Source organism: Saprospiraceae bacterium, assembly GCA_016710235.1.
GTDB lineage: Bacteria > Bacteroidota > Bacteroidia > Chitinophagales > Saprospiraceae > Vicinibacter.
In genome coordinates this window covers 3,308,460-3,335,219 of record JADJLG010000001.1, presented here as the reverse complement: position 1 = coordinate 3,335,219, position 26,760 = coordinate 3,308,460, and the positions used below count along the sequence as shown (strand labels likewise).

The 26,760-nt window shown below is 36.7% G+C and carries 23 protein-coding genes and 1 pseudogene; 11 read left to right on the top strand and 13 right to left on the bottom strand.

Translation table 11 applies throughout. From position 1 onward, the window contains the following. Window positions 1-40 precede the first annotated feature (40 nt). On the bottom strand, window positions 41-577 hold the full coding sequence (locus tag IPI99_13275; GenBank protein MBK7341482.1) for a hypothetical protein: 537 nt from the start codon (window positions 575-577) through the stop codon (window positions 41-43). A gap of 22 nt (window positions 578-599) precedes the next feature. Here IPI99_13275 and tilS point away from each other — a divergent pair, with 22 nt between their 5' ends. Beyond that, the gene (gene tilS, locus IPI99_13270) at window positions 600-1,922 is read left to right on the top strand and encodes a tRNA lysidine(34) synthetase TilS (protein ID MBK7341481.1); all 1,323 of its coding nucleotides are present in this window, start codon (window positions 600-602) and stop codon (window positions 1,920-1,922) included. Between the two features lie 3 nt (window positions 1,923-1,925). Here the strand turns inward: tilS and IPI99_13265 are convergent, their stop codons facing one another. From IPI99_13265 to mdh, 3 genes are all read right to left on the bottom strand, one after another. After that, window positions 1,926-2,828, bottom strand: a complete 903-nt coding sequence (locus IPI99_13265; protein MBK7341480.1) for a hypothetical protein — start codon at window positions 2,826-2,828, stop codon at window positions 1,926-1,928. Window positions 2,829-2,891: 63 nt separating this feature from the next. Continuing rightward, a complete protein-coding gene (locus IPI99_13260) occupies window positions 2,892-3,365 on the bottom strand; it encodes a redoxin domain-containing protein (protein MBK7341479.1) in 474 nt (157 codons plus the stop codon). A 201-nt stretch (window positions 3,366-3,566) separates the two neighbouring features. Further along, a complete protein-coding gene (gene mdh, locus IPI99_13255) occupies window positions 3,567-4,502 on the bottom strand; it encodes a malate dehydrogenase (protein MBK7341478.1) in 936 nt (311 codons plus the stop codon). A 96-nt stretch (window positions 4,503-4,598) separates the two neighbouring features. On the opposite strand from mdh, the gene IPI99_13250 reads away from it, so the two are divergent. Genes IPI99_13250 through IPI99_13230 form a run of 5 tightly spaced genes read left to right on the top strand, consistent with a single transcriptional unit; the run spans window position 4,599 to window position 10,335 of the window. Beyond that, complete coding sequence (locus IPI99_13250; GenBank protein ID MBK7341477.1) at window positions 4,599-6,140, top strand: hypothetical protein; 1,542 nt, start codon at window positions 4,599-4,601, stop codon at window positions 6,138-6,140. Window positions 6,141-6,183: 43 nt separating this feature from the next. After that, complete coding sequence (locus tag IPI99_13245) at window positions 6,184-7,647, top strand: T9SS type A sorting domain-containing protein (GenBank protein ID MBK7341476.1); 1,464 nt, start codon at window positions 6,184-6,186, stop codon at window positions 7,645-7,647. 40 nt (window positions 7,648-7,687) lie between these two features. After that, a complete protein-coding gene (gene sucC / locus IPI99_13240; GenBank protein ID MBK7341475.1) occupies window positions 7,688-8,893 on the top strand; it encodes an ADP-forming succinate--CoA ligase subunit beta in 1,206 nt (401 codons plus the stop codon). Between the two features lie 8 nt (window positions 8,894-8,901). Then, window positions 8,902-10,122, top strand: coding sequence for an exodeoxyribonuclease VII large subunit (gene xseA / locus IPI99_13235; protein ID MBK7341474.1), 1,221 nt, complete (start codon window positions 8,902-8,904; stop codon window positions 10,120-10,122). 6 nt (window positions 10,123-10,128) lie between these two features. Beyond that, window positions 10,129-10,335 carry an exodeoxyribonuclease VII small subunit gene (locus tag IPI99_13230; GenBank protein MBK7341473.1) on the top strand — a complete coding sequence of 69 codons (207 nt, stop codon included), beginning with the start codon at window positions 10,129-10,131 and terminating at the stop codon, window positions 10,333-10,335. Between the two features lie 6 nt (window positions 10,336-10,341). Here IPI99_13230 and IPI99_13225 read toward each other — a convergent pair whose 3' ends face one another. Beyond that, window positions 10,342-10,920: a WbqC family protein gene (locus IPI99_13225; GenBank protein MBK7341472.1), complete on the bottom strand. Its 579-nt coding sequence runs from the start codon at window positions 10,918-10,920 to the stop codon at window positions 10,342-10,344. 62 nt (window positions 10,921-10,982) lie between these two features. Between IPI99_13225 and IPI99_13220 the strand changes: the two genes are divergently transcribed. Next, window positions 10,983-12,254, top strand: coding sequence for a glycosyltransferase (locus tag IPI99_13220; GenBank protein MBK7341471.1), 1,272 nt, complete (start codon window positions 10,983-10,985; stop codon window positions 12,252-12,254). Window positions 12,255-12,316: 62 nt separating this feature from the next. On the opposite strand, the gene IPI99_13215 is transcribed toward IPI99_13220, so the two are convergent. The 4 genes from IPI99_13215 to IPI99_13200 all read right to left on the bottom strand — a co-directional run bounded on the left by IPI99_13215 (window position 12,317) and on the right by IPI99_13200 (window position 17,546). Beyond that, window positions 12,317-13,051: a hypothetical protein gene (locus tag IPI99_13215; protein MBK7341470.1), complete on the bottom strand. Its 735-nt coding sequence runs from the start codon at window positions 13,049-13,051 to the stop codon at window positions 12,317-12,319. A gap of 239 nt (window positions 13,052-13,290) precedes the next feature. After that, complete coding sequence (locus IPI99_13210; GenBank protein ID MBK7341469.1) at window positions 13,291-15,372, bottom strand: hypothetical protein; 2,082 nt, start codon at window positions 15,370-15,372, stop codon at window positions 13,291-13,293. Window positions 15,373-15,418: 46 nt separating this feature from the next. Then, the gene (locus IPI99_13205; protein MBK7341468.1) at window positions 15,419-15,874 is read right to left on the bottom strand and encodes a DUF1801 domain-containing protein; all 456 of its coding nucleotides are present in this window, start codon (window positions 15,872-15,874) and stop codon (window positions 15,419-15,421) included. A gap of 49 nt (window positions 15,875-15,923) precedes the next feature. Beyond that, the gene (locus IPI99_13200; GenBank protein ID MBK7341467.1) at window positions 15,924-17,546 is read right to left on the bottom strand and encodes a polysaccharide biosynthesis C-terminal domain-containing protein; all 1,623 of its coding nucleotides are present in this window, start codon (window positions 17,544-17,546) and stop codon (window positions 15,924-15,926) included. Here IPI99_13200 and rffA point away from each other — a divergent pair. Continuing rightward, window positions 17,499-18,662: a dTDP-4-amino-4,6-dideoxygalactose transaminase gene (rffA, locus tag IPI99_13195; GenBank protein ID MBK7341466.1), complete on the top strand. Its 1,164-nt coding sequence runs from the start codon at window positions 17,499-17,501 to the stop codon at window positions 18,660-18,662. The two genes, IPI99_13200 and rffA, sit on opposite strands and share 48 nt — an antisense overlap. Before the next feature lie 33 nt (window positions 18,663-18,695). Here rffA and IPI99_13190 read toward each other — a convergent pair whose 3' ends face one another. Both IPI99_13190 and IPI99_13185 read right to left on the bottom strand, forming a co-directional pair. Next, window positions 18,696-19,046 carry a DUF3276 family protein gene (locus IPI99_13190; GenBank protein MBK7341465.1) on the bottom strand — a complete coding sequence of 117 codons (351 nt, stop codon included), beginning with the start codon at window positions 19,044-19,046 and terminating at the stop codon, window positions 18,696-18,698. Between the two features lie 41 nt (window positions 19,047-19,087). Then, window positions 19,088-20,850: pseudogene (locus tag IPI99_13185) on the bottom strand (ABC transporter ATP-binding protein). 117 nt (window positions 20,851-20,967) lie between these two features. Here IPI99_13185 and fbp point away from each other — a divergent pair. Continuing rightward, window positions 20,968-21,948 (top strand): class 1 fructose-bisphosphatase, encoded by a 981-nt coding sequence (gene fbp / locus IPI99_13180; GenBank protein ID MBK7341464.1) that lies wholly within the window; start codon window positions 20,968-20,970, stop codon window positions 21,946-21,948. On the opposite strand, the gene IPI99_13175 is transcribed toward fbp, so the two are convergent. Together IPI99_13175 and IPI99_13170 are read right to left on the bottom strand one after the other, a co-directional pair. Continuing rightward, window positions 21,937-22,878, bottom strand: coding sequence for a helix-hairpin-helix domain-containing protein (locus IPI99_13175; protein ID MBK7341463.1), 942 nt, complete (start codon window positions 22,876-22,878; stop codon window positions 21,937-21,939). The genes fbp and IPI99_13175 overlap by 12 nt on opposite strands. 9 nt (window positions 22,879-22,887) lie before the next feature. Then, window positions 22,888-24,828, bottom strand: coding sequence for a ComEC/Rec2 family competence protein (locus IPI99_13170; protein ID MBK7341462.1), 1,941 nt, complete (start codon window positions 24,826-24,828; stop codon window positions 22,888-22,890). A 104-nt stretch (window positions 24,829-24,932) separates the two neighbouring features. Here IPI99_13170 and IPI99_13165 point away from each other — a divergent pair, with 104 nt between their 5' ends. Both IPI99_13165 and IPI99_13160 read left to right on the top strand, forming a co-directional pair. After that, a complete protein-coding gene (locus tag IPI99_13165; protein ID MBK7341461.1) occupies window positions 24,933-25,742 on the top strand; it encodes an OmpA family protein in 810 nt (269 codons plus the stop codon). A gap of 11 nt (window positions 25,743-25,753) precedes the next feature. Next, complete coding sequence (locus tag IPI99_13160) at window positions 25,754-26,749, top strand: hypothetical protein (protein MBK7341460.1); 996 nt, start codon at window positions 25,754-25,756, stop codon at window positions 26,747-26,749. The last annotated feature ends 11 nt before the right edge of the window (window positions 26,750-26,760 follow it).

Sequence of the window (26,760 nt, the reverse complement as noted above, 5' to 3'; positions counted from 1 at the left end):
TGATTAGTACTAATGAATCCCAAGTAGAAGTTGAATTGAACTAATTGCCTGATGACTCTGAAGGAATCGCGTATTTGCGAACTAGTTTGATCTGCCAAGGATTGTTTTGGTATTTTTCTGTTCCAATCAACAGCATAGCATCAGGATCAACTTTGACCCTCCATTCAGATGAGCTGTCTTGCTGGGATGATCTCAATTCAAGTTTTTGGCTCAGTTCATCAAAAACAAATTTTCCTTGGTCCAAAGTACGACTGTACTTTCCGGATTTATAATCACCTCCTGGAAGTAAATCAATCCAATCACCTTTATAGATTAACGGGTCTTTGATTCGGATAGATATACCTACGTAATGATGCCAAATAGAGTCTGTAATCATTGGTGCGGGTTTTTGATCACGAACCCTATTGAGAAAATCATTGTCTATTTTTGCAAATGCGACTTTTACTGATGGAACAGCTTCCTCTTTCGTTGTGTTGTCTTGAACAACCGGTGGGGCAGTAGTTTGATTGGATCTGGGATCATGTTTGCAAGCAGCATAGCTAACGACTAATGTAAGTAGCAATAATTTAGTTTTCATGAATATATCGGATATTTGAACAATGAATTCACTCCACAAAATTATTCAAAATCAGGGTTTTATCAAGCAAGAAGACAAACTTTTGCTTTGTGTGAGCGGTGGAAGAGATTCTATGGTACTCCTCCACCTGATGTTTGATTTGGGATATCATATAATGGTGGCTCATGTTAATTACCATTTACGTCTGGATTCTGATAAAGACGAAGCTTTGGTTAAAGCTTGGTGTGAAACACACAAAATTGAATGTGCCGTAAAATCAATTGAACCGGGGGATTTGGTTCCTGGAAACTTGCAGGAAAATGCTAGAAGAATCAGGTACCAGTTTTTTTTAGAAATTGCTGCCAAAGAAAGCTGTAAATGGATAATCACTGCGCATCACAGTGCTGACTTAGTAGAGACTTTTTTGATGAATCTGAGCAGAGGTTCAGGAATTTTGGGGCTGAAATCAATACCAGCATTACAGGGTAATATTCTCCGGCCTCTTTTAAGCTGTGATCCAAAATTAATTGAAACTTATGCACAAAATCATGGCATTCTTTATAATCATGACGAATCAAATCTAAAGTCTGAGTATTTGAGAAATTTTTTTCGGAATACCATCATTCCTGCTATAGAAGATCGATTGCCTCATTTCAGTATGAATGTGGTGAAAAGTGTATGTTTGATCCAAGATGCTTCAGAAATATTAGATGACCAATATGATCAATGGAGAAAAATAAATGTATCGGACGAAGGAAAAGAAGTGTTCAAATTATCACGCTATGACCACAGGTACTTTCTCAGCAGGTATTTTTTGGAAATAGGCTTCGGGTATGAACAAATAAATCTGATTTTGGATAAAAACACGCATACCGGAGCCCAATTTACTGCTGTTAAGAATGACAAACTTATTAGAATAGATAGAGACTGGATTTGGATTTTCCTTGATTTAAATTCGGAGTTCAATCAAACCGAAACTTTTAAGTTAGAAGCTCAAAAATTAAAATTCGCAAATTGGAATCTAGAAATAGAAATTTTTCCTAAAGAGCACCTGAAACAATACACAAGCAAATTTCAAACAAACATGCTCTATGGGGACATGGCCAAAATCTCAGAGAGATTAGTCTTGCGTCAATGGGAGTCGGGAGATCGCATGAAACCGTTTGGTATGACAATAGGCACTAAAAAACTACAAGATATTTTTTCAAACAAAAAATTGGCACAGCATGAAAAAATGAATGCGGTTATTCTTCAAGATTCAGAGAAAATAGTTGCAGTAATACCACATTTAATTTCAGAAGAAGTGAGAGTTGATGAGCGAACAGAAATGATTTTCAGTGTCCGCTTTTGGAAGGAAAGGAAATAGAATTCATTTTTTTTTCAAATCCCTACCCAGGATATCTTTATTATCATTACCCAATACCGGCTTGGTGCGTGGTGCTTGATTCAATGGCTCGATTTTGAGGTGCGGATCATGCTTCCAAAATGTACCCGTCCACGACAAGCTTTCATAGCTACCGTCTGGTATTTTAAGGATTTTGTTGGCTGGTGTGAAGTTGTCTGTTATAGTGGCTATATGGTCATATTGTATTTCATTTTCTGCCTCATTGAACTCAACAACACAATTTGATTCTTTTGAATAGGGGATGACTTGTCTGAAAAACTTGTCAGTTCCCCCTTGATCGTCTGAAATTCGATATATGGGTTTACCAAATGTCAATTTTTCATCCTCTACAGTGATTGTTTCTATAATTTTGTATTTATAATCTTGTTGATCTTGAGCAAAACCGAAAAGAGTGTACTCATTTTTTGTGTTTTCAAGAATGGGTAATATAAAATAATACATGGCGCCATACCAATTTGATTCTCCAAAAACCTCCATTCGTATGCGATTATAATCTCTGATCTCCCTGGTTAGTTCAGTGATTCTTCCAGTTCTCCACCTGATGACTGCTTCATATTTCCATTCATTTTCTTGGGATTGGTACTGCCACGAGTAAAGTGTAAAATCTTGGTTGGAGGGTTGAATGACAGCAATTCGATTTTCAAAATTTAAATTATCGTCACTTGGTTTTACGGCATTTAAATATTCCAAAAGCAGAGGCTTGAATTTTTCAGCAGCAGCTTCCCGGAATTTAGGCACCGTGCAAGTTAGCATTGCATCAGAATAGAATAATAAACTATCTGCTTTAGTCCAAATGGCAGTTTGACCATTAACTGAACTCAGTTTGGAAAAAAATGCAACGATTAATACTTTAAACAGGTACTTCATTCACGTTAAACGCACTCCTTGGAGATAGATTTTATAAGTCAAAAAAATTTTGAAAATCTTAAATCATTTTGCAGACATCCTCCTCCATTTTACCATAGGAGTCGAAGGACCAGTAGTTCGATCCAACACCATAGACAAGTAATCTGGTTTGTCAGAAACTTTTGTGTGAATAAAATGACTTACAACTTCATCATTTTCGATGACAAAAACACCGGGCATCTGGAACCCATCACCCAATTGGGCACTCATGCCATGTCCTCTGATAATTCCCGCTTCAATACCTCTGAGCCAACTGTGAAATCCAAAAAGTTGATTGAATGTTCCTTTCATTAAACCGAAAGCATGGTAGAAAGTACAATCCTGATCAGCGATTTTGTGTGCCGTGTCCAGATTATATTTGGAGAAGTATGGGCTTGCCTTTTCAGGCGATGCCATATGTACAAAGACAACATTTTGATTCTGGCGTTCGAGTTGAGTTTTTATTTTACTCAAATCGTCCAGTGCTTCTCTACAGAAAATACAGCCGAAATGCCTCAAAAAACAAGTAGGATACGATTCGATTTTGACAATTCAGAAACTGTAAAACCGGTATCAGTTTTCATCTGTCTGAATATTATTGGCGGCACTTTCATAATTGCATAACATTGGCAGGACAATTTTGTTTGCCGGCAAAGTCTTTGCTTTTACAATTGAATTTCAGTTAAGCAAAAAGAGTTTAAAATTCTCTATTTGTAGCGATCAGGCTTTGGGGAGATTGTCGTACACATCCATCGTTGACCTAACTTCTGTAGCAGATTTGTCTAGAAGAGTTTTTTCGTCTGGAGAAAGAGGAATTTCAAGAATTTGTTCTACTCCATTTCTACCTAATTTCACAGGTACGCCTACAAATACTCCATCAATGCCGTATTGACCCGATAATTTAACGCAACATGGGAAGATTCTGTTTTCGTCTTTGAGAATGGCCTCTACCATTTGTGCGGCAGCGGCTCCAGGTGCATACCAAGCAGAAGTTCCCATCAATTTCACCAATTCTCCACCTCCATATTTTGTTCTTTCTACAATCTCATTTAGTCTAGCAGAATCAATCAATTCTGTTACAGGAATCCCTGCAACAGTTGTATATCTTGGAAGTGGAACCATGCTGTCACCATGTCCTCCCATCAAGATAGCTTGGATATCTTTTGGAGAAACATTTAAGGCTTCAGACAGAAATGCTCTATATCTTGCAGTATCCAGTATACCTGCCATACCAATAATGCGGTTTGCCGGCAAGCCACTCACTTGGTGTGCAGCATAAGTCATGACATCCAGAGGGTTTGAAACTACAATAATGATAGGATTTTTGCTATAGGCCATACAGGATTTGGTCACCGAGTTCACAATTCCAGCATTTGTAGAAATTAAGTCGTCACGTGACATGCCTGGTTTTCTAGGTAAACCTGCGGTAATAACGATGATATCAGAATCTTTAGTGGCCTCATAATTGTCAGTTCCGATAACTCTTGTAGAGTAATAATCTATTGGAGCCTGTTGGCAAGTGTCCAGAGCTTTCCCTTGGGCCATTTCACTTTTAATGTCCACCAGGACGATTTCCTTTATAAAATCTCTATGGGCGAGGACATTTGCAACTGTTGCACCAACATTTCCAGCGCCGATTACGGTAACTTTGTTCATTTCTGTACGTTATTTAAGTAAAACCTGTTTTTTGCGCCACAAAACTACAGTATCGAAGTGGAAATAAATCTTAATTTTGCAGCTTTATTTACAAATATGAAAAAATCAATCATTATTTCTTTGGAAAGACTTTTTGTTGTATTGGCAATGAGCTTTCTACTTCCTGGTTCAATCTTTACTCAATCCGGTATTATTGGCACCTGCGGTACATCTATTGAAGATCAAATGATCATTAAGCAAAGAATGATGGAGAATAGAGAAGCTGCAAATGGAATAGTCACGCCGAGAAGCGGCGCAATAAGGTATATTCCGGTAAGATATCACCTTTATGCAAAGAATGATGGAACAGGTAGATTGACAACAAAGAATGTGTTTGATAATTTGTGTGCTATAAATAAATTATATGCAGATCAAGACATCGTTTTTTATTTGAAAGAAATCAAGCGTCCAAACAACACTAATATTTATACAGACCCAAGTGCCACCACAAGTGCTGCTTCTTTGTCTTCACTTGCAAATGGATCTGCTAATCATAATGCAATCAATATTTTCGTCGCCAGTAAAGCAAATGCTTCAGAACCTGGCGTTTTAGCATTTTATAGTCCAAATGGCGATTACATCGTGGCAGATATGAATTATGTAAACTCTAAAGGCACAACATTAGCGCATGAAATTGGGCATTACTTTTCATTAGCGCATACATTTTTTGGTTGGGAATGTGGAACGTTCGACCCTCAAGATCCACCGAATAATGTTTGTAGTAATATTCTCACTGAATACTATGATAGAACAAAGCTGTATGCAAATGGTAAATTGCATTGCAACATTGCAGCTGATGGCTTTTGTGATACCCAAGCTGATTATAATCTTGGATTCGGGTGGAATGGTTCATGCCAGTGGTCTGGTAATGTGGATGATCCTGCAGGGCATATTTTGGATCCGGATGAAGATAATATGATGAGTTATTTTTTGAATTGTCTTGCCGTTTTTTCGAGCGAACAAAAGTCAGCTATAAACTTAGATTACAATTCTCCTCGCAGATCTTATCTCAGAACTCCTGTTTATACTCCAAAATCATCGATTAGCTCTGCAGTCAATTACACTACTCCTTTGGATTCAGTATGGTCTTATGATTCCGTTTATTTTAAATGGGAACCTGTGACAAATGCTGATAATTATTACGTTGAAGTATCCGAATTATTTGGCTTCACCTTGAATACTATAAGTTGGACAACAACTAGGGTAGATACTGTACTCAGAAATTTGAAACCAAGTAAGCGTTATTATTGGAGGGTCATTCCTTACAATTCCAATAGCGTTTGCTTTACCCCAACTGTAAAAAGTTTTTACAATACTTCTGTAAAAACCGCATCAGATGATGTCTACCTGAATTCATGGAATGCAAGCCTCCGATTTGATTTAGAAAATAGAGAGCTTGTTCTTATTTCTAACGAAACAATTGATCAAGTAGAACTTAAAATTTACAATCCTGAAGGTAAAATTTCTTCGCGCCAAATTGTCAGTTTAGAAAATGGATCAGTTTCTTTGGGAAGCGGTAATCACGCTGCCGGATTATATTTCTACACACTGGAAGCAAGAAATAGGAAAACTCAGACAGGAAAAATATTTATACCATAATTTGTTCAAGGCAGAAATTAAACTTATTTGAATGATAGTTAAAATGAAATTTTTTAGCATTCTGGTACTTTGTTTAATACAGTATAATCATCTTCAATCACAGTATTGTGGTACTAGCCATGTTGATCAGCAGCGAATGATAGATCTGTCATCAGGAGAACAAGGAAATTCTAGGCCGGATTTTGCTCAAACCATATATATTCCGCTCTTGATCCACAGTTTAAGTAATGATGGAAGCAGTTCATATTATGGCAACTGGCAATTGTATGAAACATTAGGTACATTAAATAAGGATTTTGAAAAATCAGGAATTCAGTTTTTTCTTGAAAAACCAATTCATTATATATCGAGAACAAAATGGAATGACCACAAAGATTATAATGACGGTGAAGAAATGATGATCGAAAACAATGTCGCCGATCAGGTAAATTGTTATCTTGTACAAAACCCGGCTGGAAATTGTGGGTATTATACTTATAATGGCGATGGGGTCGCATTGAGTAAAAGTTGTTTAGGTAAATTGAGCCATACCTGGGCGCATGAATTGGGCCATTTTTTTTCACTTCCGCACACTTTCTTTGGATGGGAGGGTATAGATTATTCTTTTCAAAAATCAACTGCAGAATACAAGGCTAAGGTTTGGAATCAGATTGAGAATGTTGAACGCATTGATTGCAATTCACAAGCAGACCAATTTTGTGACACAGAGCCTGATTATATAAGCGATAGGTGGCCATGTGATGCAAATAACAGGAGTCTTATTAATTTAAAAGATCTTAATGATTCTATTTTTAATGCTGATGGCAGTTTGTTTATGTCTTATGCATTCGATGGATGTATGTCTAGATTTTCAAATGAACAAAACAATGGAATGCTCAATAACATTTCTAATCGAAGGCAAATATTGCTCCGCCCAAATGTAAAGCCAATATATCAAAATACGGATTCATTTGATTTTATATATCCTTTGAATGAGTCAACTGTACCATATAAGTCTCTTACCATAACATGGCCCAAAGTAGAAGGTGCAAAGTATTACTTGGTACAAGTAGCTCGTGCCCCTTCATTTAGTATTATTGTTAAAAACGAGATTATAGAATCCACATCAACTTATATTGATTCACTCTTGCCCGGTAAAACATATTATGCCAGAGTCAAAGCAGTCAATGATTTTGAATTCAATGGCACATATGCTCATCCGATTAAGTTTTATGCGGAAGGTTTGCAGACGAGTAACTCAGATGGATTTGGTACTCCGGAAGTTACTGTTTTTCCAAATCCTGTGACTCGGGGTAAAAATTTGATTGTGACTTTTCCCCAAGAGCTCGGAGTTCAAAACATTGAAATCATGACAATTGCTGGTCAGCGAGTAACAGACAAACTCAATTGGAATATGTATAATAGAAGTATGGCAACTTTGACTGATTTACATCTGAGTTCAGGAGTCTATGTTCTTCAATTGACCACAGAATCAGGTATTATAGCAAAGAAAATAGTAGTAGAATAAAAGATTTAATTAAACCGAAGAAAAGAAATTAGCTGTAATTATGAATCTCCACGAATATCAGGGAAAAAAACTCTTAAGTAAATATGAAATCCCTGTCCAAAGGGGTGTTTTAGTTGAAAATCAATCCGATATGGCAAATGCCTACGATGATTTGGTAGCAGAAACTGGTAGCAAATTTGTAGTTGTGAAAGCGCAAATTCATGCCGGTGGAAGAGGCAAGGGAGGAGGTGTAAAGCTTGGAAAGTCCAAAGAGGAAACGATCCAAATCGGAAACCAAATATTGGGGATGATGCTCAAAACGCCGCAGACTCCAGGTGGACTGGAAGGTCCTGGTAAAAAAGTAAATAAAATCCTTTTAGCCGAAGATTCTTATGCTCCAGATTTTGATGCATGCAAAGAATATTATTTTTCAATTTTAACTGATAGAGGAAGCCAAAAGAATGTAATTATCTATTCCACGCAGGGTGGAATGGATATAGAAAAAGTAGCTGAAGAAACTCCTCATCTAGTGCATAAAGAATTCGTGGATCCAGCTCTTGGATTCCAGGATTTTCAAGCGCGCAAAATAGCGTTTCAATTAGGATTGGGTGGCAAAGCATACAAGGAAATGTGTGTATTTGTCAACAAACTGTATAATGCTTTTGTAGGGAATGATGCCACTTTAATTGAAATTAACCCATGTTTACATACAGGCGATGATCGAATTATAGCTGTTGATTGCAAATTTGCAATTGATGATAATGCATTATATAGGCACGCAGATATTGAAGCCATGCGTGATATTTCTGAAGAAGATCCTACTGAAGTTGAGGCCAGAGATGCCAATCTCAATTATGTCAACCTTGATGGTAATGTGGGATGCATGGTGAATGGAGCAGGACTTGCGATGGCGACAATGGATATAATAAAATTGTCTGGAGGAAATCCCGCTAATTTTTTGGATGTTGGTGGCACAGCAGATGCTGCCAGGGTAGAAACTGCTTTTCGTATTATTCTAAAAGATCCTGCAGTAAAGGCGATACTGGTGAATATTTTTGGAGGGATTGTGAGATGTGACCGAGTAGCTCAAGGTATCATAGATGCTTATAAAAACATGGGAAACATTCACGTACCAATAATTGTAAGGCTGCAAGGTACAAATGCAGATATAGCAAAGAAAATGATCGACGATGCAGGATTAAAAGTATTCTCAGCGATTCAATTGCAGGAAGCCGCTGATCTTGTAAAGAAGGTTTTAGCCGGTTAATATTCTCCATGTCTTCCTTAAGGCTCAGTAAGCTCAACGAATATATCCGGAGAGCGATAGCTGTAAATTTTCAAGAACCGGTATGGATTACAGCAGAAATAGCCTCAGTTAAGGAAAGTAGAGGGCATTGGTACCTTGAACTTGCGGAAAAGGAAAATGAAGACATAGTAGCTCAGGCAAGTGCTGTTTTGTGGCGATTAAATTTTCTAAATTTATATAAACATTTCCCATCAGAACTAGAACTCCTCCTCAAAGCGGGGAATGACATCCGAATTCAAGTATTTGTAGAATATCATGTTCGGTTTGGGCTTAAACTAGTCATCAATAATATCGATCCGAAATTTACATATGGCCAAATTGCTCAAAAAAGAGCTGCTACCATTCAAAAATTGATAGATCAGCATTTGTGGCAAAGAAATAAAGAAACAGAATTGGCGGTAGCCATTAAAAATATAGCCGTCATCAGTTCCAAAAGTGCAGCCGGAAAGTCAGACTTCCACGACCATTTGATGCAGAATAATTATCAGTATTCATTCAATGTTAAATATTTCTATGCTGCTATGCAGGGACAGAATACTGAAGAAGAAGTTTGTTCTTCTTTGGAGAAAATCATTAAGCAGAGCTGGAAATATGAGCTCGTCGTAATCATTCGGGGAGGAGGAGCAAAGTTGGATTTAATTGACTTCGATTCCTATCGAATCAGCGCTAAAATAGCTACAGTTCCAATCCCTGTTATAGTTGGAATTGGACATTCGACAGATGAATCAGTAGCAGACTTAAACGCTTTTCAAAGTGTAAAAACTCCTACTGCCGCTGCAGAGTTTATAGTAAACCATAATTTGGATTTTGAGACCGACATGTTGGGAATATTGCAAGAAATTAAAGATGCATCCAACGATCTTTTTGTTGCTCAAAAACAGAATATTCATGAACATGAAATGAGAATTTTGGCTTTAGCTAAGCAACAGTTCATTCTCCAACAACAGTGGCTCGATCAATATACTCAAACTATATATATGCGTCTTCATAATCTGATTCAAATTCAGGAACTCGAGTTGCGAAACCTGGAAAATCATATTGAATCTCGCAATCCATTTGCTATATTGAAAAGCGGCTATACGATGGTAATTCAAAAAGGGAAATGGGTCAAAAGGCTGAAAGATTTATCAAGTGAAGAGGCATTTGACATCAAGTTTGAGGACGATTCACTTTCTGTAAAAACTAATTGAACTAAAATGGCACAAAAGTCAAAGAAATATAATAGTTATCAAAAAGCTTTAGACGAGCTCAGAAGCATCAATTCAAGACTACAAAATGAGCAAGTAAATATAGACGAAGTTACGGGTCTGGTAGCCAAATCTAAAGAACTCGTAAGTCAATGTAGAATCCAACTTCGAATGTTGGAGAATGAATTGAAGTCTTTGGAAAATGATGAAGAGTGATTTTACTCATTTTTTTATTAAACATTGATAAACTTCTTCCAGATAATGTGGCGTGTCAGGCCCCATATGGAAAAGTACATCCAATATACTAAGGTTGCTTAAAAATGAATGCTGGGGTTGCCACAATTGGTAGTATTCCGGAAGATCAATTCGCTGAAAAGGCTTAAATTCATTTCTTAAGTCGACAATGCCCTCCGGTTTTTTCTGGTATTCAATACTTTCTTCAAGTCTTGCTCTGATGTTGCAAACGGAGATCAAATATTCCAGTGTTTTATAATTCAAGTCAAATAGGGATTCAGTCATTCTGTTTAAAATAAATTTTATTTCATCGATATAATGTATATAATAAGCCGAGTTGCTGTATAAGGATTGAATCGTTCTGAGATGAGATCTTGTCCAGTTTTCAGAGTAACATATTTTTGTTTCAGTGATCACTTGTTGCTGATGCTTGCCTTTGACTAAAGGCACAGATAATGAAATTGGCCCTTGCACTGAACCCAACTCAAAACGATTGCGATAACTTTTCTTCTGATAGTTTTCACGAGCTTCTAATACGATAGTTTGATAATGCGAAATGTGAGACATGACTACAACGGGGGGGAACAGCATGCTCTCGATGAGAAGGATTTGATTATCTTTCGAATTCAATGTCCAATGAGTTTGTTTTGCAAAGATATATGGAGAAGCACATCATGTTTCCTTCATTTGCAAGTAAAAAGTTGCGAAAGGATACCTACGTGATAGTTGTGATACCTGCTTATTGTGAGGATCGACTTAAGGATTCCATTAATTCGATACTGAACTGTTTTGATTCGTACCCTTATTTTGAAATCATAGTGGTGATCAATCATTCTGTCGCAGATCTTGACGAGTTGAAGTTTCGACATGAGATTCAAAGTCATGATTTGAGGTGTGATTATTCAAATCGCCACAATTCAAATGTTCATATAATCGGTCCTGTGGAATTTGATCATAAACATGCAGGTGTCGGCTGGGCTAGAAAAACGGGGATGGATGAAGCAGTAAGATTGTTGTATGATAATGGCAGATTGGATGGCATTATCATTTGTTTTGATGCTGACTGTACATGCGATACATCCTTAGTTTCAAGTGTGGTGGATTATTTTAATACCCATCGCGATAAAGATGCCCTAAGCATTGGTTTTGAGCATCAATTGGAATCTTGCACTGATGTTGAAGAAAGAAAGGCAATAATCTTGTATGAATTACATTTAAGATATTATATCGAAGTTCAAAAATATTATTCTTATCCTTTTGCTTTTCAAACGATTGGTTCAGCAATGGCGGTAAGAGTGGATGCTTATTGTCGAATGGGGGGAATGAATAGAAAAAAAGCTGGAGAAGACTTTTATTTTTTACACAAGTATTCGGAAATTGGCAAGTTGGGCGAGTTAAAAAAAGCATTGGTTTTCCCTTCTTCACGAAAATCAAATCGTGTTCCTTTTGGTACAGGCAAGGCAGTAAACCAAATTATTTTGAATAATCAGAACTTTCAGACCTATAGTTATGAGGCAATCCAAAAGTTCTGTCTTGCGGTAAAAGTGATGCATACTGTTCGTAACTGGGCTCAGTTTTTATATCAACTAAATGAACTTGATACTGACTTAGGATTTTTTTTTGTGGAAAGAAAGTTACAAGAGAAGTGGGAGGAATCAGAAAAGAATACCTCTGATATGTATTCCTTCAAGCAAAGAATATTAGCAAAATTTAATGCTTTCGAATTGATGAAGTGGTTGCACAGAGCAAATCAAATGGCTTATCCTCAAGTTGAGGTCTTTGGGCAATCGGTTGAATTTCTGAAAAAATGTTACCCTGAGATAGTTCCTGAATCAAATTTTTCTGTAGAGCAGTGTCTCCAAATATTCCGAGATTTGGCTAAAGATCTGAAAGTGGATTGATGCAAAAAAAAAGCTCCACTAATATAAATCAGTAGAGCTTCTAATTTTTCTAAGCAACTTTTTTATGCTTCACTAGTAGTCTCCGGCATTGGTGCCATAACCTCTGGAGCTGGAGTTGCTTTTTTTCTACCCCTACGAGCTGCAGGTTTAGCCGCTTTTTTAGCAGTTGCTTTTTTAGTAGCAGATTTAGCTGCAGGTTTAGCTGCTTTTTTAGCAGTTGCTTTTTTAGTAGCAGATTTAGCTGCAGGTTTAGCTGCTTTTTTAGCAGTTGCTTTTTTAGTAGCAGATTTAGCTGCAGGTTTAGCTGCTTTTTTAGCAGTTGCTTTTTTAGTAGCAGATTTAGCTGCAGGTTTAGCCGCCTTTTTAGCAGTTGCTTTTTTAGTAGCAGATTTAGCTGCAGGTTTAGCCGCTTTTTTAGCAGTTGCTTTTTTAGTAGCAGATTTAGCTGCAGGTTTAGCTGCGGCAGTTTTCTTAGCTGCTGGTCTGCCCACTTTTTTCTTAGCAGCAGGTTTAGCTGCAGTAGTTTTCTTAGCTGCTGGTCTGCCTACTTTTTTCTTAGCTGTAGGTTTAGCTGCGGTAGTTTTCTTAGCTGCTGGTCTGCCTACTTTTTTCTTAGCTGCAGGTTTAGCTACAGTAGTTTTCTTAGCTGCTGGTCTGCCTACTTTTTTCTTAGCTGCAGGTTTTGCAGCAGTTGTTTTCTTTGCAGCAGTTTTTTTAGTGGCGGTTTTCTTAGCCGTCGCTTTTTTAGCAGTTTTTTTAGCTGTTGTTTTTTTAGCTGTTGAACTTGCTTTTGCCATGTTGAATTTGTTTAGTTAACGAATTTAGATTTAATTCAATGAAATTGAAATACAATTTTCATACCAAAGGTATGATAAAATTGATATATGCAAATAAAAATTAATATTTTTTTACTAGTTATGACTAAAAAAATCAAATAACATTACATTTTTTCTCTTGAAGTAATTATAATTTCAAATTTTAGCACTTGTTAGCAATCAATTAACGATTGAAAGAGTCTATTCTTTGATCAAATTTCTCAAAATTGATATCTGAATAGGAACTTAATATCTTGCTGATACTTTTCTGGAGTAGCCAGTCGGGTACTAAAAGTGTTTATTGTTGAAAATTTAAGAGAGTATCTGCCTTCAATTGTAATTTTTGAAAGTAGTTTAGCTCTCACATTTAGGTAAAAAACAATACCCTTTCCATAATATGCCGGAATGGAAAATTGGTATAACAGATCATTTTCAAAAGCATAAATACGGGTATTGTAGGAAGGTGAATCATAAATTCCAGTCCTGAAATTGAAAGAAACAGGAGCTTCGATATTCCTGTACAGTAAATCAAAATAAGCCAAATAACCCCGCGCAAGCTCCTCTGTTGTTTCCGATTTTTTAAATTCCAATCTTTGACGCAGGGTCCAGTTTCTATTAAGAATGAACTCAAAGTGTTGTCTAAAGCTTTTGAGTTTTTCAAAACCTATCGGTGATTCAAATTCGTTTGTGCTGGACTGCACTGTATTTTCTCTTTGGCTGTACTGAAAATAAGTTAGCCATTTTTTGCGAACCTGATAGTGTGCTTTGATTTGTATTTCATTTCCACTTGTAAGACTTTCAGTTTGATACTTGAGCCATGGAAATGACCAGGTATCTGTAAGTACTGATAATTGAAGTCTAGGATTTATTCTTACCGAAAGTCCACCCATGATCCCTTTCTCATTTCTGCTTGTACCAGAAATTGAAAGGGTGTTGGACATTAAACTGTAAAAACCAGGATGGAAATTCCGGTAGGCACTTATCAATTCTGCATTCTTACCTAATGCGATGACAATCCCAATAAGCGATGCAGGATGTAATTTATCGTCGATAGCAAGTTCCCCAAAACTGCTTATGTTCCTCCATGAATAGGTATAATCGCAAGATCCAAAATGTGAATGTTTGTCCTGATCGACAAATGCCAGATCAATCCTGTATTCTCTTGTGAAGGAATAATTTGTGAATTGATTGAGTAAATTAACACCAATATGACCTTTTGGTAGTTTATACTGTAAGGAAGCACCCAGATACTGTAACGTAATATTTTGTCGATTAGAAATTTCTTTTTTTGTTCTATGCAAGCCACTTTGATTGATTGAAGTGAATTCCCTGATCGATGGTACATCTTCGATTGTAGTTAGATCTTGTGTGACTACGCTTGCATCAGCGAGTAATCTTGATCCGTAGGTCAATAATTGGATTCTTCGCTTAATCCTTGCTTTCAAAGCAAGGCCTCTCAACATATTGCCTTCTTGTAATGAACTGTATGGTTTTAAATCTAACGGAGTTTTAATCCAACTCCCAAAACTTGTTGTCCTCCCTGAGCTAAACAAATTGTCCAATAGTAATCCTTGTCCTATTCTAATCGCATAATCACCTATTGCCAATTTGATTTTTGATTTGTAAAGTTTGTCAATGAACAAATGAGCGCTCAAGAAGTCCACACCGGTATTCCGGTAACCCCACCATTTTTCTCCAGGATCTTTTTCCAAATGAAATCCATATGATAGTTTTCCAGGGAGAGCATATTTGAACTGCATAAAGGCTTTCAACTCGTCTCCCACATATGCCCCAGGCAAACTGTCGGCTAGATTGAATGCAGATTCTTTATCTAATGATTTACCAATTCGCAAGACCAGCCTTGAGGCATCTTGTTGAAATAATTCTTTCCAACTCCTTTTGTATAGGGCGTTAGTGTTTATTGTTATATAAGGCATTAGTTTCCGGATTTTATCCAGCGGAACGCTTGTAATCACTTGTAATTCATACTTCGACAACAATGGTTTGTTTTTTGCTATAAAACTTAAAATTATTGTTTTTTCTTCTTCCGAGAACCAATCAAATATGCTCATCCAGCTTTCATTAAGCAATTCGACATCAATAGGATTTTCCGCCAGATCTGATAAGAGGATAGTATACTCTGTTTGCTCACTTTGAGCTTTAATCGAGTTTTCGTCAAATTGGTTTATCTGGTCTGGGATCTGAGCATACAAATTGGAGGAAAAAGCGAATTGGAATAGGCAATAGCACATCCATTTGGTGAGCCAAGGAAAATAGAGCTGATAAAATGTTGAAAATTTCATTCAGGGATTCGTAATTGCCAAATATAAGCTATATTCTAATGATTTGTTATTTCTTCAAAGCGGATTCATACAATTGATTCCATTGGTCTGCAGTCACTTTTCCACACAGATCAGCGATCAAATCGAAAGGAAGAGCATTTAAATTTTTGAACCTGATACAACTTTTTCCTATATCAGGCTTTTTAATGCTGTACTTTTTGTACACTAGGAGAAACCAATCCATCAATTTTTGAGCAACGTATAATCCCATATTGTATATTGCAACGAAGTTTTTTTGAGAAGATAAAGACACAAAAGGCAGCGGAAGCTTTGGGTCACAATGATAATCAGTAGGGTAAATACTGACTGGTACCACATATCCGACCATTCCATAATTCATTTTTCCGATGAAACCCTTTGGTAAATTTTTTAAAATCCTATTGTGCAGTTTCTTCATCACTGTTTTTCTGTCTTCTGGAATTTGCTCAAAATAAGCTTCAACATTCAGCGCACCAGATCTCACCTTTTTTTTAAGTAAAAATAAGGGATTTTAGTAAAAACACCCTATGTGCTTACGATTTTGAGTTAAAATGCGTAAATTTTTCTAAATCTCTAAATAGGAAGTTATTCAATTGAGGAGAAATCTTCCTCCATAGGATCAACGTAATATAAATGATTGCAAAGCTTACACTACTAAAAATGATTTGATAGAGAGGAGATTCTATCTTTGGTAAACTTAATGCGGCCAAAAATGATAGGGTAGCGATGGAAATTAATTCTACCCACTTCATATCAAAAGGTTGACTTCCCAATTTGATTAACACAATGGTTGTTTTACAAATATTGAATCCTGCGACCGAAACAAAAGTCGCTATAGCAGCACCCATCATCCCATATTTTGGAATAAGCAAGGTGTTCAAGCCAACGTTGATCATCGCCATGAAGAGCATCAAAACCATTTCGATTTTGTAATATTTTGAATAAGAAAGAATATGGTTATTTACTCCAGTTGAAGCATCTACTATCCTGGCAAAAAGAAGAAAAACCAGAGATGAAAATGCCAGTAATACTTTCTCTGATTGTGGCATTATTTTACTCAAAGATTCAAAACCCAAAATGACACAACCTGCTAGAAAAAGAGTGGGGATCAGCATATTTATCATGGAGATCTTATAGGTTTTTTTGAGTTGATCGCGGTCATCTTCTTTTAAAATGTGGGCAATGCGCGGATTGAGAATGTCAGATATGGCTGATGCAGGAATATAGGCAGCATTGCTGATGAAAGCCGCTAAAGCAAATGTACCATTTGCCTCTGTCCCGAGATATGAAGTCACCATCATTGAATCTATGCGTAATGCGATGACTGCACTCGTACCACCTAAAATACTATACATTGCAAAACGAATCATCTCTTTCATATCAGGTAATTTTAGGAAGCTTGAATCCAGTCCTTCGATCATATCTCCTGAATACCAAAGTGAAAGGCCTAGTGCCATTATGATGCATATATAATGTATACACAAAGCTTGAATAAATTGATTTGAGTTGATCCAACCTTTAATAACACAAAAGAATAATACAGGTAGTATTATTTTAATGAGATTTGCCAAAAAGGTAGGAAATATCATTTTGAAATGAGCTAAGCTATACACCTGAACTACATCATATATTACATATAATACAGTAAAGGCCGGTATAAAGATCAGAAATGGGACTATAGACTGATTTAAGGACATCTGATAGGTGATGATTGAGGGATAGAGAAGGTAGAAAGCTGCAATAAAGAACACAATACCTACAGTATAACCGCATATGACAAAGCTCACTAATCGAGATTTTGAACTGCTCACCGCTTTAAAGTAAGGAAAGTATTTTAATAGTACCACCCCAAATCCCAGGCTAACAATGGGTGTGAGAATTGAAGCAGTATTGGTGAGAAATCCATAAATACCATATAGGGCTAAATCGCGTGGATAAATAAATAATGTACTGAACATACCTATTGCCACACCGATGTAATTGATGATGGTACAACTCAAACTTTGCTTTCGGAACAGATCCACGATAATGCAAAGATCAAGAAAAACCAAATTGTATGGCAAAAGCAATGAAGTGTTTTTAGAAAATTTTTGACTTACCTTTGCGTCATGGAGCAAAGCATCAAGCTTAATATTCCATTTAATAAAAGATACCATGCCCACAATGAGCTTGTATATCTAACTGAGGTGATAAAGTCAGGTCATTTCTCATCAGGCGGCGTTTTTAGTAAGGCATGCGATAATTTCTTTTTACATTACTTTCATGACTCTTTTCCATATTTCACAAATAGCTGTACAGATGCTTTGGAAATGGCGGCAATACTCATTGATATTAAGGAAGGTGATGAAGTGATATTGCCTAGTTATACTTTTGTATCTACGGCAAATGCTTTTTTACTCAGAGGGGCAAAATTGATTTTTGCGGATAGTTGTTCAGACCATCCAAATATTGATATTGAGTCTGTACAGAATTTAATCAGTCCCAAAACAAAAGCCATTGTGGTTGTCCACTACGCCGGTGTTCCAATCGACTTTAAAGGATTGAAAACCATATGCCTGGAGCGAAATATTTTTTTAATTGAAGATGCAGCTCAAGCCTTAGGGTCTAGTAGAGATGAGTGTGTTGCAGGAAAAATTGGAGACATTGCATGTTTTTCATTTCATGATACAAAAGTTATCAGCTGTGGTGAGGGAGGATTGTTGGTGCTCAATAGACCTGACCTTAAATTCAAAGCAGACCTGATTTATGAAAAGGGGACTAATCGTAGGGAATTTCAGTCAGGAGGAGCTGATAAATATAGTTGGAAAAGTGTCGGTTCATCGTTTGCAGCATCTGAACTTCAGGCAGCAGTACTATTGGCTCAATGTGATGAACTCCATGATATCTTGAGCAAAAGGAGGGAACTGATTTCTTTTTACCACCAAGAACTCAATAGCAGAAATTGGAATCAAATCAAACTCAAATGGAGCTTGCCCGAAAAAACAAGGGATAATGGTACGATTTTCTTTGTAGTACTTGAAAACTTAGAATCGAGAAATTCACTCTTAAAACATTTTATTCAAAATGGTGTTCAGGCAACTTTTCATTATCTGTGTTTGCATCAAAGCCCCTTCTTTAAAGAAAATTATATAGGTAAGGCCTTAAAAAATGCTGATTATTTTGAAAAAGGATTGGTGAGATTGCCTCTTTATACAGATCTAAACACCGATGATCAAAAGCTAATAATTGAATTATTAAAAGAATGGGACAATAATCAACCTAGCCAAATTTGATAAAAGCTCATCAGAATTTTGTATCAAAAGGAATTACCATTCCATATTCTTTTCTTCCGGAGATTCTTGGTTTTTATGCGCCTGCTCATTTTCCCACTCTTCATCTCTTCTGGCAAATGCCTCATAATCAAAATCAGGTAGTAATTTGAACCGAACCTCGTCTATGGCTTCCTGAAGTCCGGCAGCAAATCGTAGGAAATCTTCTTTATAGATGAATACTTTGTGTTTTTCAACTCCCTCCTGCCCAAACTTCTTCGTGCTTTCAGTAATGGAGATATAATAATCTTCTCCCTTGGTCTGGCGAACATCAAAAAAGTAATTTCTCCGCCTTCCGGCTTTTACCTTTTTTGTAAAAACGCTTTCGATATTTCGTTGTTTGTCCACGTTGAAAAATTTAATTTTATGTAAAAATAACAAAGATTTGATTATACAGTCATTTCTTCTTCCAAATTTGCGTGGTACAGTTTAAAGAAATAGCTTTCATTGTGCATGAGAGATTCGAAAGTGCCAGACTCAACGACACTGCCTTCATCCATTACAAAGACATGATCTACATTTTTACATAGTTCCAAGCGATGCGTAATAAAGATAGTTGTAAATTCATTCTGAAGGCTAAAAATTGCCTTTGTAATGTGGCGTTCAGTATGTTCATCGACAGCGGAAAGTACATCATCAAGAATGAGGAGACGGAATGGTTTAGCTAATGCTCTGGCCAAAGAAACTCTTTGTTTCTGTCCTCCGCTGAGAGAAACTCCTCTTTCTCCAATCATAGTTTGGTACCCATCCTTGAATTGAGGTAGTTCTGAATCCAGTGAAGCCAAATTGGTGATCCTTTGCAAGGAATCAGGAGAGGATTCAGGCGCAAAAAGCATATTGTTTTGTATGGTGTCCGAAAATAAAAATACATCTTGTGGAGTAAAACTGATCAGGCTCCTCAATTGTAAAACCGATATGTTCTCAATTGGAATATGGTTAATTAGTATTTTGCCATGGTCCGCTTTTTGAAACTTGAGCAAGAGTTCGGTGAGGGTACTTTTGCCGGATCCGGTTTTGCCCACAACTGCAACACGAGATCCGGATTTTATTTTGAAATTGAGGTTTTGGATTGCCTGAATTCCGCTCTCCGGATACCTGAATGCGACATTTTCAAATTCTATTTCCCAGGGACCAGCTGTAAGCAATTCATGCTCATTTCCTACTTTGGCAGGTGAAGGATGTGACAGGAATTCGTTGATGCGTTTTTGTGATGCTTCTGCTTGCTGAATTAATGAAGCGCACCAACCAATTGCAGAAACCGGCCAAGTTAACATATTTACATAGATCACAAATTCAGCAATATTTCCTGTGGTAACATGTCCGTCATATACATTGAGTCCTCCTATATATATGGTAATCAAAGTTGAAATTCCGATCAATAAAAACATGCTAGGAAAAAACAATGCATCCACTTTGGCAAGACTTAAGCTCAGTTTTTTTTGTTCAGACGCTTGCTTATCCATTTCTTCGTTCCAGTATTTCTCCGCAGCATAAGACTTGATGACACGGATACCAGAGAAAGCCTCCTGAGCCAAAGAGGTGAGTTTGGCAAGTTGAATCTGAATATGTTCGCTTTTAACATTGATTTTATTACTTACCCAATAAATAATGGCAGATAAAAAAGGCAATGGCAACAATGTGAAAAGAGCAAGTTTAGGATTCACCTGAACCATTGTAAAGATGACGACAATGAATAATGCCACAAGATTTATACCATACAATAGTACGGGACCAAGATACATTCTCACTTTATTGACGTCTTCCGAAATTCTCGACATAAGATCTCCTGTCCTGTGGGTTCTAAAAAAACTGTTGTCTTGCTGAAGATAATGGTTAAAGATCACCTTTCTCAGGTCGTATTCTATCCATCTCGAGACTACAATAATAGTTTGACGCATGAAATACATGAAAATCCCCATCAATACTGCATAAGCTAACACCAATAGTCCAAATTTCATTAAGTTACTGCGAAGTAGGACACTACCTTCTTGAGTCGGATTGTTCAGATACAAGACGATAGTATCCAAAGCATGCCGAATTGCTTGGGGTTGAAGAACACGAAAATGTTGGACAATACAACAAAGATCATCCCGAGTATCAGCTGTCTTCTATACTTGTAGAGGTACTTGTTTAAAGTAAACAAATGTTTCATCTGCGATAATAGGATACAATCCAAAGTCTGAATTGTTTGTTGTGATGCTTCGTTTGGCTTTTCTAAAAAACTTTGATTAGCCGTGGATGAGGAGTACATTTGCAGAAAAATGAAAATATGTCACGAAGAATAACATTGGACGAATTTATTATCCAGAACGAGCAAATGTTTCCTTTGTCAACAGGAGAGTTTTCAGGGCTGTTGAGGCATATCGGAATTGCAGCTAAAATCGTCAATCGGATAGTGAATAAAGCAGGATTAATGGACGTTTTCGGTATCGAAGGTACAGTCAATACATCTGGTGACACAGTCCAGAAACTGGATATATATACAAATGAACTCATGATTGAATATCTGAGAAACTCGGGTTTATGCGCTGGTGTCGCGTCAGAGGAATTGGATGAGTACATTTCTTTTCCTGCTGTAAAGAGTAGTCCCCATAAATATATAGTAGTGATGGATCCATTAGATGGATCATCCAATATTGATGTCAACATTTCTGTGGGAACTATTTTTGGAATTTATGAACGCATAAGTCCTGTTGGATCTCCTGCAGTGTGGGGAGATTTTCTTCAAAAGGGAACTCATCTAATTGCAGCAGGTTATGTTTTGTATGGTACTTCAACAATGTTCGTTTTTACTACTGGAATGGGTGTTAATGGTTTTACTTATGACAGAGGTATTGGTGAATTTTGCTTGTCACATCCTCAGATGGCAATGCCTGAAGATGGACCTTATTACAGTGTAAATCAGTCTTATTATTCTGATTTTACAAATGAAATCAAAAATTTTATTTCATACTGTGTGGATCAAAAGAAAATGTTGAGATACATAGGTTCGATGGTAGCTGATATTCATCGCACGATTTGTCTTGGCGGCGTGTTTATGTATCCTTCAACATCAAAGAATATAAGTGGTAAGTTGCGGATGTTGTATGAATGCAATCCTCTTAGTTTTATTGTAGAACAAGCAGGAGGAGTGAGTATTAATGAACAAAATGAACGGATTCTTGACATCGAAATCTCCGAATTGCATCAGCGCTCTCCCATAATTATCGGTTCTAAGAAACTGGTCGATAAAGCAGCTTCATTCCGATAAAGTATCTTTATTTTTCCAGGATAAATAGGGGCCAATTTTCTCAATGGTCGCTTGATCTAAACCGAATATTTGGTTTAGTTCATTGGTTGAACTGATATCTGGATGCTGCTTCAAAAAAGCATGTATGAGTTTTGCCGATTTGTAATCCAAATATGGGTGACTTGCAATTTCTTTTATGGATTTTTCCCTCAAATCGAGTGGAGTAATTCTCTGATTGCATTTCAAATATTGCTTTATTTGTTCGTGTGTTTCAGGTGCAAGTCCGTAAACTTCCATCAACTGGTCAACATGATAGAAGCCTCCCAACTTATTTTTGTAACGAATGATGCGATCTGATAGAACGGGTCCAATTCCAGGTAATTTTGACCAGTCTTCTACACTGGCCTCATTGATGTCAATGGATTCAATAGTCTTTTTTGAATAAGAACTTTGTTTGGCACTTACTGCAGTGATATTCTGGAATCTAATGTACTTTTCAAGTTTTTTGAAGAGTGCAGGAGAAATACCATAAATCTTAGAAAACTGTTCAGATGAAGAAATCATACCTGCTTTCTCTAAATAGTTTTGCAGAATCTCATAGGTTTTTTCTGAAATTCCAAGATTTATTGCATCCTGTTTTGTGAGATGATTGGGATCAAATTCAAATAATTGATTTGGAATGTTTTTATATTCGTTAGAGGGAAATGGATTAAGGCGTTTGCTCTTACTTTGCAGTGGATTTACATGATTTGAAATCTCTGTTATCCCGGTAAGCTCTTGTTCAATCTTACCAGGAGATGATTTAAGATTGTATTCCTCAATTTTCATCCGTCCTCTCCAAAGAATAGGTATGAATACAACACACAAGAGTACCAAAAGAAGCAAGGCTATCCCGAGCCTTTCATTTTTACTGAGATACAGTTTGTCATAGAATTTCCCTGTTGTTTGCATAAGTATTTATTATAGTTTTAAAACGAGTGATCCTTCTGTTTTCAAGTCATGGATGATAGCATCTTGATTTGTAAATATTTTTTTAATCAGCTTTTTTTGGAAAGGTTTAAGGGTGTTTCCTAATACCACAATATTAGGAGGAATCGTGTCATATTTCTGGATGTTTTTGAAATTGTCCTTATTTACTAGAAGAATACCGAGGGAGGCAAGTTGTTCCAGGTACCTTACTTTGCTCAGTGAATCTCTGAGTTCCCATACCTGATCTACAAAATTTGCTGCTCTATACAATTTGACATTTGCAGGGATTGAATCCGTCAATCCCGAAATTACACTATGTTCGACCCTTTTGTCAAAAGCTTCTTTATCTTTTAGAGAATAAAATATGATTTCTTCAGTCCGATTTGCCAGAGAATATTGGACTAGGAAACTGGCTCCGTACACGATCATCAGTAGCATACTTATCCTAAGAGAAGGAAAATGTTTTCGTGAAAAACTTTGATAAAGAAAGTAAATACTCGAAAAGGTGATGATCAACTGGAAAAGATTGATCCATATGCCATCAATGATGTAAAATGGCAATTTCTCCAAAACTTCGAAAGTCTTGGTACCGGTCAACATCAGTACGTTGCACAACCATCCGAATATGATAGCGATTGTCGGAATTAAACCAGCTGTGACAATAATCATCAGACCACATACCATTAATAAAAACGAAAGCGGAATCCATATAATATTTGCTGGGATAAAATATGTTGGAAACTGATGGAAATAGTATAGTGTCAAAGGAATTATCAAAATCTGAACAGAAATAGTTATCCACAAATTTTCTGCTATGTGGTTTGTGATTTTGTTGCTTCCAGGCCATATTTTTCTGAAATGAGATTGGAATAAGATAATACTCAGTACTGCAGCCACAGACAACTGAAATCCAATATCGAACAAGGTGCAAGGGTCTAGCACAACCATAATGAAAGCTGTCGCACACAAAATATTTATACTATCGGCATACTTTTTTAAATGAATTCCAATTTCCCATAATGTGAACATGACCACAGCACGAATGATCGATGCACCTCCACCACATATAAATGCAAAACACCAAATACTGAGTATCGTTAAAACTGATTTTATCCATTTGAATTTCTTCGGTAATGGGATGAAGCGAAATATAAAACTAACAATGACATAGAGCATACCAACATGCAATCCGCTTACTGCAAGAATGTGAGCTGTTCCTGTTTGAATGAAGGCGTTTTTTGTATCCTTAGAAATACCTTGCTTGTTCCCAAACAATATTCCGGAAAGTAATGCGGAGTATTCTCTTTTGGTGTATTTTTCAATTTGCAGGCATGCCCATTCGTTTGCCATTTGAGATAAGCGCTTTGGGTGTGAGCCGTTATTTTTATTGATTTGTATAAGGGAATCAACCATGCCTTTTTGAAAAATATGCATGGTGTGTAGATATTTTGCTTCATTGTATGGGTCGTAAATAGATGCTCTTTGAATTGGGGTATTCCTGATTAACGCTATTAAAGTATCTCCATGGTATAGCTTTGGTAGTTTTTCAAAGGATGTTAATAAAATCAATCTTTTATCTTCATCGGATGCTATGATTTTTGAATATGGCTCATTGCTAAAATGTTCTTTTACTATTAATACTTGTTCTCTGGTTTTGGTACCTTCAGATTGTCGAATCTGCCAATGTTGGTCCGTTCTATGGGTGACATTGATCAATAAAGATGCAATGCAAATTCCTCCAATAATTCCAATTGAATGTCTTCGTGAGTAGTAGAGTAAGTACGAAAATATTAAACTCAATATACCCAATGTCCAGTTTGACCAATTTCCACACCTGCCTTCATAGGCTATGCTCTCTAATGTTAGGGTCACCATTCCAAACAATAGCAAGAGGAGCAAAAAGGGTCTTTTGGATAATTCTTCTAGTATCATTTTCAGAAAAAAAATACATAGATTAGTGTCGCAAAGAATAAAAATGTTACTTTTAGCAAGTATTTCAGTCACATTTTTGTAATTTTATTAACAAAATCTGGGAAATGAGATGGTTAGCATTTATACTTTGGCTTCTTCTAGGTGTCATTTATTTCAGTATCTGGTCTTGTAGTAAAGAAAGCTGTTGCACAGCTTCAATGAACAAATCAGATTCAGAGCCAAAAGGCGAAACTCAGATTGTTTCAAAAGCATTACCCGGCAATATTTATTTCCATTCGAATAGTGACAGTGCTAGTTTCGGCGCGCATTGGGGAACCTATGCAGATTCACTCGGCAAAATTGAAAAGGGAAATAAAGAATTGACAATTACCGGCTTCTACAATTCCAAAGAAATTAATCATACAACTTATGCTAATTTAGGACTTGCCAGGGCTGAAATGATGAAAACACAATTGGTTAAAAGGGGAGTGATTGCGACCTATAATACAAACTCAAAATTGATTGATTCTGACTTCATCTCTGATAGTTTGTATGTATTAACCAGCGCTATATTAGCACTTCCAGTTGTTGAAGAATTGGATAATAAAGCTATTATTCACCATGAATTCAATTCAACTGATTGGGATAAATCACCGGAATTGATTAGTTTTCTGGATAAAGTAGCAGCCAGGGCAATAGAGGAAAAATTCAAAATAGACCTTAAAGGTCATACTGACAATGTCGGCGATGATCAAGAAAATAAAAAATTGGGACTGAATAGAGCCATCACAATAAAGAAATATCTAGTTTCAAAAGGTGTTATAGCAAAGAGCATTAGCGTAGAATCTTTTGGTGAAAGCCAACCAATAGCTTCCAACGATACTGAAGATGGAAGAGCACTTAATCGTAGAACTGAACTTATTATAAAAAAATAAAAATCATTGCCATGATATTACTTTTTTCTATTTGTAACCTCGCCTGGTGGCAAGTTTTACTCTCTTGGTTGCTGCCATTTCTACTTGGATGGTGGTTTTCTAGATTGCTCAATTCTCAATATCCTGTGGAATCCGATGAAACTGTGACAGAAAGTCTAGACCTAAATTCTCAGGCGAAATGGAGTTCAATGCAGGCAGATCTGGACCTAAGGTTAAAATCAGAGGCTAGTCTTCGTGATGAGTTGAATAGACTTCGAATTGAGTTAAAATCTACTCAATTGCAATTGGAAGATTGCCAAAATTCAAAGAAATCTGAACCCGTTCATATTGACTTAGACCAGAAAACAGAACTGTTTCCAGAATCCAGAATGTCAAGTGAACATTTAGGCTCAAGTTATATACCTGAAACAGCATTTGCTGCGCTCCATCCTGATCAGCTTCAAATCGTTGAAGGAATTGGACCTAAAATGGATGAGTTTTTAAAATCAAAAGGTATAATCACCTGGAAGGATCTTTCTTTGCAGGATGGAGCCCAATTGAAAAAAGATCTAGAATCCGCTGATGCAAAATATCGAATCATTGACCCGACCAGTTGGCCACAACAAGCCGGATTGGCACATCATGGCCAGTGGGATGAATTGATTATGTTGCAGAAGCAGCTTGCTGGTGGAAAAGATGATTCTTCCAATACAGAAACAAATTCAAAATTGGAAAGTGTACTCATTAAAATGGGTTTATTGAAAAGGTACGATCAAGATGACCTAAAAGCAATAGAGGGCATCGGACCAAAAATTGAGTTGCTGCTTCATGAAGCGGGAATAAAAACTTGGAAAGCTCTGTCAATTACTGCTGTAAGTGACATCCAGGCTATTCTTACAGCTGCAGGAGATCGCTTTCAGCTTGCCAATCCATCTACTTGGCCTAAGCAAGCAGATTTGGCAGCTCGGGGAGAATGGAAAGCCTTCTATGAATATCATGATCAGTTGAACGGAGGCAAAGAAGCTTGATTGTAATCACA